Origin of the sequence: Luteitalea sp. (genome assembly GCF_044337415.1) — a bacterium.
Lineage (GTDB): Bacteria > Acidobacteriota > Vicinamibacteria > Vicinamibacterales > Vicinamibacteraceae > Luteitalea.
This window is the reverse complement of sequence record NZ_JBIINP010000149.1, coordinates 1-10,311: the sequence shown is the minus strand read 5'-3', so window position 1 is coordinate 10,311 and position 10,311 is coordinate 1. Positions and strand designations below refer to the sequence as shown.

At 69.6% G+C, this 10,311-nt stretch carries 10 protein-coding genes; 4 read left to right on the top strand and 6 right to left on the bottom strand.

Translation table 11 applies throughout. From position 1 onward, the window contains the following. From ACIRDX_RS16955 to ACIRDX_RS16940, 4 genes are all read right to left on the bottom strand, one after another. The coding region (locus ACIRDX_RS16955) for a hypothetical protein (RefSeq protein ID WP_396626621.1) at positions 1 to 1,913 on the bottom strand (1,913 nt) is incomplete at its 3' end. Positions 1,914 to 1,915: 2 nt separating this feature from the next. Beyond that, complete coding sequence (locus ACIRDX_RS16950) at positions 1,916 to 3,847, bottom strand: outer membrane protein assembly factor (RefSeq protein ID WP_396626620.1); 1,932 nt, start codon at positions 3,845 to 3,847, stop codon at positions 1,916 to 1,918. 120 nt (positions 3,848 to 3,967) lie between these two features. After that, positions 3,968 to 4,204, bottom strand: coding sequence for a KGG domain-containing protein (locus tag ACIRDX_RS16945; RefSeq protein WP_396626619.1), 237 nt, complete (start codon positions 4,202 to 4,204; stop codon positions 3,968 to 3,970). Between the two features lie 202 nt (positions 4,205 to 4,406). After that, positions 4,407 to 5,819 carry an MDR family MFS transporter gene (locus ACIRDX_RS16940; protein WP_396626618.1) on the bottom strand — a complete coding sequence of 471 codons (1,413 nt, stop codon included), beginning with the start codon at positions 5,817 to 5,819 and terminating at the stop codon, positions 4,407 to 4,409. Positions 5,820 to 5,847: 28 nt separating this feature from the next. Between ACIRDX_RS16940 and ACIRDX_RS16935 the strand changes: the two genes are divergently transcribed. Then, complete coding sequence (locus ACIRDX_RS16935) at positions 5,848 to 6,120, top strand: oxidative damage protection protein (RefSeq protein WP_396626617.1); 273 nt, start codon at positions 5,848 to 5,850, stop codon at positions 6,118 to 6,120. On the opposite strand, the gene ACIRDX_RS16930 is transcribed toward ACIRDX_RS16935, so the two are convergent. After that, positions 6,104 to 7,345, bottom strand: a complete 1,242-nt coding sequence (locus ACIRDX_RS16930) for an ATP-grasp domain-containing protein (protein ID WP_396626616.1) — start codon at positions 7,343 to 7,345, stop codon at positions 6,104 to 6,106. The two genes, ACIRDX_RS16935 and ACIRDX_RS16930, sit on opposite strands and share 17 nt — an antisense overlap. 137 nt (positions 7,346 to 7,482) lie before the next feature. On the opposite strand from ACIRDX_RS16930, the gene ACIRDX_RS16925 reads away from it, so the two are divergent. The 3 genes from ACIRDX_RS16925 to ACIRDX_RS16915 all read left to right on the top strand — a co-directional run bounded on the left by ACIRDX_RS16925 (position 7,483) and on the right by ACIRDX_RS16915 (position 9,523). After that, positions 7,483 to 8,547: an NAD-dependent epimerase/dehydratase family protein gene (locus tag ACIRDX_RS16925; RefSeq protein ID WP_396626622.1), complete on the top strand. Its 1,065-nt coding sequence runs from the start codon at positions 7,483 to 7,485 to the stop codon at positions 8,545 to 8,547. Between the two features lie 57 nt (positions 8,548 to 8,604). Beyond that, positions 8,605 to 8,952 (top strand): 2Fe-2S iron-sulfur cluster-binding protein, encoded by a 348-nt coding sequence (locus ACIRDX_RS16920; RefSeq protein WP_396626615.1) that lies wholly within the window; start codon positions 8,605 to 8,607, stop codon positions 8,950 to 8,952. Between the two features lie 145 nt (positions 8,953 to 9,097). Then, a complete protein-coding gene (locus ACIRDX_RS16915; RefSeq protein WP_396626614.1) occupies positions 9,098 to 9,523 on the top strand; it encodes a four helix bundle protein in 426 nt (141 codons plus the stop codon). A 150-nt stretch (positions 9,524 to 9,673) separates the two neighbouring features. On the opposite strand, the gene ACIRDX_RS16910 is transcribed toward ACIRDX_RS16915, so the two are convergent. Beyond that, the coding region (locus tag ACIRDX_RS16910) for an oligopeptide:H+ symporter (protein ID WP_396626613.1) at positions 9,674 to 10,311 on the bottom strand (638 nt) is incomplete at its 5' end.

Sequence of the window (10,311 nt, the reverse complement as noted above, 5' to 3'; positions counted from 1 at the left end):
GTCGGATGGTCGAGGCTGACCGTGCCTGTCACGCCCGTGGTGTCGAACGAGACCAGCCCGACGTCGGGGAGGGTGACACGCACGTCGACCGTGCCGTCGAGGCGGCCGGTCGCCGACGGCGTGCCCGTCACGGTCTCCAGTTCGAAGCCCTCGGCGCGCCCCCTGGCGGCCACCTCGAGCCGATCGCCGTCGAGCGTCAGGTCGTACGCCACGTCCGGCAGGCGCCCGCCGTAGATGGTGGTGTCGGCGACCGCCCCGGTGGCGGTGAGCCGGACGCCCGCGGCGCCGCGCTGCTCGCCGCTCAGGTCGAACGTGCCGTTGACGAGTCCCGCGAGGCGGGGCTCGGTCATGGCGGGCACCTGCAGGGCCGCGCCGAGCCGCTGGACGTCGAGGCCCGCCACCGTGCCTGCCGCGCCGAAGGTGAATCCGGTCGACGTCCGTGCGAACCGGCCAGTCGTGCCCTCGGCCAGCGTGGCGCCCTCGACGGTCGACGCGGCGAGCGTGGCCTCGGCCGACAGGGTCGACAGCGGTCCCTTCACGGTGTACCGGCCGGCGATGTCGGTGTGCAGCGGCGGCACCGGTACCGAGGCCGGCAGGTTCCTGAGGTCGACGCCGGCGACGCGCCCCGACAGGTCGAGCGCGACCTCGCGCTGGCCGCGACCCGCCACCGCGATCGTCCCGCTCGTGGTGGCCGTGCCTCCGTAGGCGTTCGCTGACGCATCGAGCCTGACGTTCCGTCCGTCGATCGAGCCCTTCGCGCGGACGTTCGTGCCCTCGTAGCCGTAGGCACCGGCGCGTGGCCCGCGGAACTCGAAGGTGCCATCGACCGGAAAGCCGGTGCGGGCCGATGGGAACCGCAGGTCGAACGTGGCATCACCGGTGATGCGACCGGCGGCCTCGCGCGTCTTCAGGATCGGCTCCAGCGTGACGTCGCCCAGTGCGAGGCGCCCCTTGACGCCCCGCGTCGGGCCCGTGGTGTCGATGGTGATCGCGCCCTTGGCCCGCCCGGCCTCGGACGCCGTGATGTCGACGGCGAGCGCCAGGGCGTCGAGCGTGCCCGTCACGCCGACGGCCAGTCGGGGGTGCAACGGGAAATCGCTGGCCGGCAGGAAGCGGGCGATCTCGGGGAGCGACGCCGGTTGCCCCGCCACACGCATGTCGAAGGTCCATGGCGTCGTGACCGACGCGCGCGTCAACGTCCCGTCGACGGCGAAGACCGATTCCGCGGTGCGCGCCGACAGGTCCTGGAAGCGCCACCCCGTGGGGACGTTCACGAAGCGGCCGGCGAGGGCTCGCAGGTCGAGATCCGGCTGGGTGGCCCGGAACGTCAGTCGTCGCACGTCGATGCTCAACTCGCGCGGGCTGCTGGCGATGCCGCCCTCGAACGACAGGCCCTCGATGCGACGCGGAATGGCCTGCGTCTGCGGGACGCCCACTTCCTGCACCGTCACCCGCGCGTCGGTCACGCGGATGTCGGGAAGCGTGAAGGTGGCGCGGGGCTTGTTCGGGTCGGCGGGAGGCCGTGGCTTGAGGAGGCGAGCGATGTTCCAGCCCGCCGGCGTGCGGACGGCGGCGACCTCGGGGCCATCGATCGCGATCCGCTGCACGACGCGGCCCTGCGAGAGCACGTCGCCGAGGCCGTACTGCAGTTGTACTCGGCCGACGCGCACCACCGTCTGGCCCTGCTGATCGAGCGTGACGTCGCGCAACGTGACGCCGCGGTAGAAGTCACCCTCGATGGCGCCGATGGTCAGCCGTCCCTCGAGGGCCTGCTCGGCCTGTCGCATCGCCAGGCGGCGGAGGCGCTCACGGAACCAGGCCGTCTGTGTCAGCACGGCCGCGGCCACCACGAGGCCCACGAGCAGGACGGCCACGACCGCCAGGGCGCGCAGCGCCCGTCGCCCGCGCGTCATGATCAGAAGGCCTGCCCGATGCTGAAGTGCAGCCGCCAGCGACGCGGCTCGGGCTCGCCGTTGATCAGCAGGCCGTCCACCGGCGTGAGCTGATACCCGAAGTCGACCCGCACCGGCCCGATCGGCGTGCGGTACCGGATCCCGGGCCCGACGTCGACCCGCAGGTCGTCGAGGTTGATGTCGAAGCTCTCGTACCAGACGTTGCCCGCATCGACGAACGCCACCAGGGAGAACTGCCCGAACGCCGGGATGCGGATCTCGCCGGAACTCTCGAAGAGGGAGTGCCCGCCGATCGGGTTGCCCGTCAACGTGAGCGGGGAAACCTCGAAGCGGCCCCATCCGCGAAGGCTGGCCGACCCGCCGAGGAAGTACCGCTTGAAGAACGGCACGTTGCGGGCGAGCAGGCCGTCGGCCTCGATGGTGCCGGCCCGCGCGCGACCGGCCAGGACCAGCGGTCCGAGCGTGTAGTACTTGCGCGCCTCCACCGTGTACTCGCGGTAGTTGTAGTCGCCCGGCAGCCACTGCCCCGCCTGCTCCACGTGCGCCTGCAGCAGGTAGCCGCTGCGGGCGTCGATGAGATTGGGGGTCGTGTTCCGGTTCAGGTCGACCGCCAACGCGATCAGCTGCCCCTTGCCGCGGCCGGTGTTGGGATTGAGGCCGAGCGCGATGAGGTCGTCGTAGAACGCCGGATCCTCGAGCGCGGCCTCCGAGACCGTGTAGTCCTCGTACTCGTTGACGAACGTCACCGACAGCGTGGTGAGCGACTGGTGGCGACGGACCGGGTCACTGCGCTCGCGCTGCTTGGCGAACGTCACGCGCCCGCCCTTGCTCGTGAGCTGGTAGGCGGGCTCGTTGGCGTACCAGTACTGGCCGCCCACGCTCATCGAGATGCCCCGCCGGAACAGCGACGGCTCCTCGACGTTGACCCGGAAGCCCCGATCCAGCGACGACCACCGCAGCGTCGCCTGCGCGGTCCGCGCCCCCCCGAAGAAGTTCAGGTGGCGAAGGGTGGTCGTGATGCGCGCCTTCTCCTCGCTGCCGTAGCCGGGCGTGAACGACAGCCGCCGCGGCTTGGCCTGCGTGAGCACCACCTCGACGGGCACCGGCGCCCCGATCGGGCCGGTGGGCTCCGCGTTCACCGAGACGAACTGGAAGATCTCCCGGTTGTACAGGCGGCGCTGGCTGTCCACCACGCGGCTGATGCGGAACTGCTGGCCTTCCTTCATCGAGAGCAGCGACTTCACCCGCCCGTCGCTCACGCCGTCGTTGCCCCGGACCGTGATGCGGCCGAACGTGGAGACCGGGCCTGGCTCGGCGATCACGAACAGGGAGACGTGTCCGGGTTGGGTGCCCTCGCCTTCGAGCACGTTCACCGTCGCGTAGGCGTAGCCGCGCTCCTGGAGCACCGCGAGGGTCGCGTTGCGGGTATTCCGCACCTCGCCCTGGATGCGACGCTGGCCTGCCGCGAGCGAGACCCGCGCGCGCACCGCCTCCTGGTCCGCTGGCGCAAGCACCTCGAACCCGTAGGTCTGGACGCTGTCGATGATGACCGCGGGCCCCTGCTCGACCTGCACACGCAGGTCGACGGCGCGGGCCTTGTCGTCCTTGTCGATGTCCACCCGGGTGACCCGGGCCTGCGGCCACCCCTGGTCGGACAGGAACGCGACGATGCGGAACAGGTCGGCCTGCAACTGCCGTGCGCTGAAGTACCGGTCCTTGCCGAGAAAGGGGATCAGGCCGCCGCTCTCGCGGGTGGACAGCACACTGGTGATCTGCTGCACGTCCAGCCCTGACACACCCTGTATGTCGAGGCGACGCACCTTGAGGCGCGCGGCGCTGCCCCCCTCACCGTCCTGGGCGGCAGATACCCCACCGGCGATCAGCCACGCGAGGCAGCAGGCCCGGAGGCCCCGCCGCAGTGCTCGTCCCGTCACGCGCTCCATGTTGCCTGCGTTCGCACGGCGAGGACAACGTGAGCTGCAAAAAATGACGGACGGAAAAAGAAAGGGCGCCCTTTCGGGCGCCCTACGGGTTGTCGATGCCGGTGGCTCGACCTAGTCAGCCGAGCCGCCCTCGGGAAGACGGCCGCGCCCGCCACGGCTGGCGCGCCCCCCCTTCCGGCCCGCGGCGCGGGCCTCCTCCGAGGTCCATTCGTGCGCGCTGCCCTTCACGTGCGCCGCACGGCCGCCCTTGCTGGCGATCTCACGCTGCTTCTCCGGGGACATCGATGCGAAGCCCCGACGCTCCTTGCGACGCGGTTCGACCTGTTGCGCGGTGTTGTCATTGCTCACGGTGACGCCTCCCCTCAACGACGCGGACGCTCGCGGAAGTGCCTGGCGTCCTGTCGAAAGTCACCCTTCACCTCTACAACAACCGTGCCAGCCTGAGGCTGTTTGTCCCACTCGATCCGTCAACGGATCGGGCATGTCTCGCCACTTATCCGGTTCTTGTCACACGCCAGCCCGGCCGTGTCTGAAAACCCAACAGTAAAACCTACACAGCCGTTGGCTTTTGCGCGGGGAGCCCTCCAGGCACCAGCAACGACGACAGCAAGGCCACCGCAGACACCACCGCCCCGAGGATGAAGGCTCGGTGCAGGCCCACCGCGAGCGCCGCCGGGGTCTGCCCGCCGGCGGGCAACGCCGCGGCCACCACGGCGCCCATCACGGCCACGCCAATCGCGCCCCCGATGCTTCGCGTGAACTGCCCGAGCGATGTCGCCACGCCCAGTTGCTCGCGCGAGACCGTGCCCTGCACCGCCAGCAGCAGCGACAGCATCGTCATGCCCATGCCGATGCCCATCAGCCCCAGGTCCAGGCGCATCTTCCACATCGGGCTGTCCGGGCTGACCATGGCCAGGCCGATGAAGCCGACCGTCACGAACGAGAGCCCTCCGACGATGAAGGGGCGGAACCCGAACCGCGGAATGAGCCGACCGGTGATGATCGAGACCAGCACCCACCCCAGGAGCAGTGGCGTGAGTACGCTGCCGGCTTCCCGGGCAGACCGGCCCAGCGCAGCCTGGACGTACAGCGGGACGAAGGCGAGCGCGCCGAAGATGCCGATGCCCAGCAAGGTGCCGGTGAGGGTGGTGCTGGCGACCATCCGCTGGCTGAGCAACGACACGGGCAGCAGTGGATGCGCCGTGCGCCGCTCCCGCGCCACGAACACGCCCCCAAGGACGACCGCAGCGCCGTAGAGCACGCGGACCGCGGCCGGCGACAGCGTCGCGTCCCTGATGCCGGTCTGGTTCAGCGCGAGCATCAGCGCCGACACGGCGGCCATGAGCAGGGCTGCGCCGAGGTAGTCCACGTCGCCCGAGCGGTCGGTGCGCGTGTCCACCAAATAGGTCCCCACCAACCACGCCGCGATCAGGCCGAACGGCAGGTTCATGAAGAAGATCCAGCGCCACGACGCCCCCTCGGTGAGGATGGCGCCGACGAGCGGGCCGGCCACCGACGACACGCCCCAGACCGCCGCGAAGAGGCCCTGCGCCCGGGCGCGCTCCTCGAGCGTGAACATGTCGCCCATGATCACCATCCCGAGCGGCAGCATCCCACCCGCGCCGATCCCCTGCAGCGCGCGGAAGACGATCAACTGCGTCATCGACGTGGCCGCCCCGCACAAGGTCGATCCGACCAGGAACAGGCCCAGCGCCACGAGGTAGGGCCAGCGCCGGCCATGCACATCGGCCAGTCGCCCCCACACCGGCGTCGTGACCGTTGACGTCAGCATGTAGCCGGAGAACACCCAGCTGTAGTGCGCCAGGCCGCCGAACTGATCCACCACGGTCGGCATGGCGGTGGCGACGATGGTGGCTTCCATGGCCGCGAGGAAGCTTCCGCCCAGGACACCGAGGGTCACGAGCAGACGACGTGAGGAACGCAGGCGATGCAGCAGGGACATGGATCGGGGCTCTGGTACGATCGGCCCCATGCGTACCGTGCACTGCGTGAAACTGGGGCGGGAACTGCCGGCGCTCGAGGAAGCCCCGTGGCCGGGACCGCTCGGACAGCGTATCTGCGATAGCGTGTCCCAGGAAGCCTGGGACATGTGGGAAGAGCGGATGAAGATGATCCTGAACGAATATCGCCTCATGCCGTGGCAGAAAGAGGCGCAGGATCTGGTCGCCAAGCACATGGAGGAGTACTTCTTCGGCGAGAGCGCTTCGCTCCCGCCGGGGTACACGCCTAGCTCGTCGACGTAGCCGTCCTGGTCGGCGGCTGCACTCCCACCTGCAGCCGCCGGGCGGCGTCCTCGAGCGTCGCGATCACATCGTCGGGCTGCGCACCCTGCGCGTACACCGTGGCGGCCGGCGACCGGCCGCCCGGCCCCGGCCCCTGCGGGTCCCCGCGACGAGCCGCCACCTCCACCCCGGTCACCCACGGCAAGCGACTGACCGCTTCCTGCCCGTCGAGGGACGTGAGTCCGCCCGCGGCAACCGCATCGACCACGAGCACGCCACTGGCGATGGCCTGGTGGCCATAGTGATCGAGCGGGCGGCCGAGGGCGTGCGCGAGCAGCACGTCCTCGTACGCGCATCGGGTCCGGTCGGGCGCCACGACAGGCAGGGCGCGGGCCAGGTGCCACGCAGGCGGACAGGGGGCCACGGCGAGCACGATGACGACGTCGCCGTCGACGCGGCAGGTGGCGTGAATCGGCCCCTGGTGGAGTCCGAGCGCGAGCGCCGCACGCGCGACGTGACCGGCCACGACCTGTTGCCGCGCCGGTGCCATCCGGGCGGGGCTCACGTACAGGCGTGCCGGTGGCGTGGCCCGATCGGCGTCGACCTCCTCGAAGAGCGCGAACACGCGAAGGGCGCCCTGTTCCAGCACGCCGTCCAGCACGAAGCCGACACCCGGCACCAGGCCTTCGACAAGCAGGCGTGCGTCGGCGCCCTCGTCTGCCGTGTCTCCGCGCGCATCGAGCCCCGCGCCGATGGCCGATCGCGCGGCCATGAGGTCCTCCCAGGACGCCGCGCGCACGACGCCTGTCGCGGCCGTGGTGTCACTCGCTGCCACCACGCACGGCAGCCGGATCCGGCCAAGCCTGTCGAGGTCGTCGTCGCCGCGCGTCGCGAGACCGACGAACCAGGGTGTCGGCAGCCCGGTGGCGAGCCATCGCCCGCGCGTGAGCAGGCGATCGGTCGCCACGGCGACCGCCTCCGGGGCGTGCCAGGCCACTCCGCATGCCCGCGCCACCGTCGCGGCGATCCACGCGGCCCTCGGGCCGGCCACGAGCACGCCGGCGACGGCCACGCCGTCGAGGTCGCGCAACACGGCATCCGCACCTGCGGGGTCCAGGGCGGCGCCCGACGGCTCGGGCACGACGCGGAGCCCGACACCGACGCGGCGGGCCGCCTCGCCGTACGCTCGCGCCTCATCACCCTCGGGATTGGCAAACAGCAGGACGATGGGCGCGCTCGTGGTCACCGCCTCAGTGTAGCGAGGCCCGCTCGCTTCGTCCTTCCCGTCAGGCGAACTGCCGTGGGGCGCGTCCACGGCGCGCGAGCCAGGCAGGCCGGCATTCCCGGCGGCGGGCGGTAGACTAGGGGGTCGTGGCTGCCCCGATGTCCACCACCGTGCCAGCGTCACCGCCCCGCGTCCTCGTGACGGGGGGCTCCGGCTTTCTCGGCATCAACCTCCTGCGCTACCTGCACGCGCGCGGCTACGCGACGTCGTCGCTCGACATCGAGCCGTTCGGGTACGCCGACATGACGCCACATGTGCGCGTGGTGCTGGGCGACATCCGGCGACGCGCCGACGTGGACAGCGCGCTCGAGGGCTGCACGCACGTCGTCCACTGCGCGGCGGCGCTGCCGCTCTACTCCCCCGAGGACATCCACACCACCGATGTCGTGGGCACGCGGATCATGCTCGAGGCGTCGCGGGATCATGGCGTGTCGCGCTTCGTCCACATCTCCTCCACGGCGGTGTACGGGATCCCCGATCACCACCCGCTGAAGGAGGACGACCGGCTGCACGGCGTGGGCCCATACGGCATCGCCAAGGTAGAGGCCGAGGCGGTCGCCGAGACGTTCAGGGCGGCGGGCATGGTGGTGCCGGTGCTGCGCCCCAAGTCGTTCATCGGTCCCGAGCGCCTCGGCGTGTTCGCGCTGCTCTACGACTGGGCGCTCGACCAGCGGAACTTCCCGATGATCGGCAACGGCCGCAACCGCTACCAGCTGCTCGACGTCGAAGACCTGTGCGAGGCCATCGTCCGCTGCCTCGAGCTACCGGTGGCTGCGGTCAACGACACGTTCAACATCGGCGCCAAGGCGTTCCTCACGATGCGCGAGGACTACCAGGTGGTGCTCGATCGCGCGGGCTTCGGCAAGCAGATCGTCGGGTTCCCGGCGGCGCCGGCCATCTGGGGCCTGCGTGTCCTCGAGGCGCTCGGCGTGTCGCCGCTGTACAAGTGGGTCTACGAGACGGCGTCCAAGGACTCGTTCGTCTCGATCGACAAGGCGGAGCGGCAGTTGCAGTTCACGCCGAAGTACTCGAACCGCGACGCGCTGCTGCGGAACTTCGAGTGGTACATCGCGCACAAGGACTCGTTCGCCCAGGCCTCGGGGATTTCACACCGGGTGCCGTGGAAGCAGGGCGCGATCGGGCTGTTGAAGAAGTTCTTCTAGGATTCACGAATCGCAGAATGGCCGCGGCGCTCGTCGTCGCAGGTCGAGGGGATACGGATGCCGACGCTGACGATTGAGGGAGTGGGAACGTTCGAGGTGGCCGCGGGCACGCGCCTGGTCAACGCCATCGAGCAGCAGGGGGTGGACATCCTGCACGCCTGCGGCGGCAACGCCCGCTGCACCACCTGCCGTGTGGAGTTCATCGAGGGTGAGCCTTCGGCGATGACGAAGGCCGAGAAGGAGAAGCTCGAACAGCGCGGCCTGACCGGCGTGCGCCTCTCCTGCCAGATCGCCTGCGACCACGACATGACGGTCCGCGCCATCAGCCGCCTCGAGGGGTCCGGCCGCGCCGACGCCGGCGGTCCGCCCGACGCCGCGATCCAGCCGCCGCCGGAGTGGGTGTAGGGCTGGCGCCCGTTCATTCCTCATGCCTCATGAGTCATGCCTCATGAAGGCAAGGTAGAAGGTAGAAGGCGAAAACTGCACGCGGGCCGGCGACGGAGGGCTGCAACATCTGCACCCTCCCACGACGAGCCCGCGTTTTTTCCGTGTGTCTCGTGCAGTGCTGGTTGGCGCGCTCGATGCTTCCGCGCTGGGCATGCGCCACGACATACACGACCGAACGTTCGCCTTCGCCGTCCGCGTCTGCACCTTGAGTGACGATCCCTGGTTCAGGGACATCGTCAGACGTGCCATCGCCAGCCAACTCGTCTCGGCGGCCACCTCGGTCGGCGCGAATCTCGCGGAAGCCTCGGCAGCGCAGTCGAAGCCGGACTTCAACGCCAAGGTCGGCATCGCGAAAAAAGAAATCGGCGAGGCGCAGTGGTGGCTGCGCGTCGCCGAATCTGTCGACCTGTGTCGCCGCCGCGACTGGAACGAACTGCGCGCCGAAGCCGCATCGATCGGTCAGGTCATCTCCGCGATCTCCCGGTCCGCCCGCCACTCCCCCCATCGCGGGTCAGACTCGGACCACTGACCGTGTACCTTCTACCTTCTACCTTCTACCTTCTACCTTCTACCTTCTACCTTCTACCTTCTACCTTCTACCTTCTACCTCTAGCCTTCTGCCCTTGCTGTTCATGAGTCATGAGTCATGACTCATGAGGCATGAGGCATGAGGCATGAGCTACTTCACCCCATGCATCAACCGGTTCAGCACCGGCGACAGGAGCAGCAGGATGGCGCCCGAGAGCAGGAGCGCCCAGAACCCGAAGGTGTAGCCGCCGAGCGCCGAGGCCGTCGTCATGCCGCTCTCGCCGCTGACGTAGCCGGCGAAGATGCCCGACAGGTTGTTGCCGATGCCCGTCGAGAGGAACCAGCCGCCCATGCCGAAGCCCACGAGGCGCACGGGCGCCAGCTTGGTGACCATCGAGAGGCCGATCGGCGACAGGCACAGCTCCCCCACCGACTGGATCACGTAGACCATGAAGAGGGTCCAGAACGGGATCTTGCCGGCGCCGTCCACCAGGCTCGACAGCGCGAACATCAGCAGCAGGAACGCCAGCCCGTTGAACACGAGTCCGAGACCGAACTTGCGCGGGATCGAGGGATTCATGGCGCCGAGCTTCACCCATACCCAGGCCACCACCGGCGCGAGCGCGATGATCGCGATCGAGTTCACCGACTGGAACCACGCGACGGGGAACGTCCAGTCGCCGAACTGACGGTTGACGATCTTGTCGGCCAGGAACGTGAACGAGCTGCCCGCCTGCTCGAAGAACATCCAGAACATCACGTTGAAGGCGAAGATGATGAGCATCGCGA

Excerpts from the sequence above, each read along its gene's own strand:
- ACIRDX_RS16940 (WP_396626618.1), bottom strand. The coding sequence starts at position 5,819 with ATGTCCCTGCTGCATCGCCTGCGTTCCTCACGTCGTCTGCTCGTGACC.
- ACIRDX_RS16935 (WP_396626617.1), top strand. The coding sequence starts at position 5,848 with ATGCGTACCGTGCACTGCGTGAAACTGGGGCGGGAACTGCCGGCGCTC.
- ACIRDX_RS16925 (WP_396626622.1), top strand. The coding sequence starts at position 7,483 with ATGTCCACCACCGTGCCAGCGTCACCGCCCCGCGTCCTCGTGACGGGG.
- ACIRDX_RS16920 (WP_396626615.1), top strand. The coding sequence starts at position 8,605 with ATGCCGACGCTGACGATTGAGGGAGTGGGAACGTTCGAGGTGGCCGCG.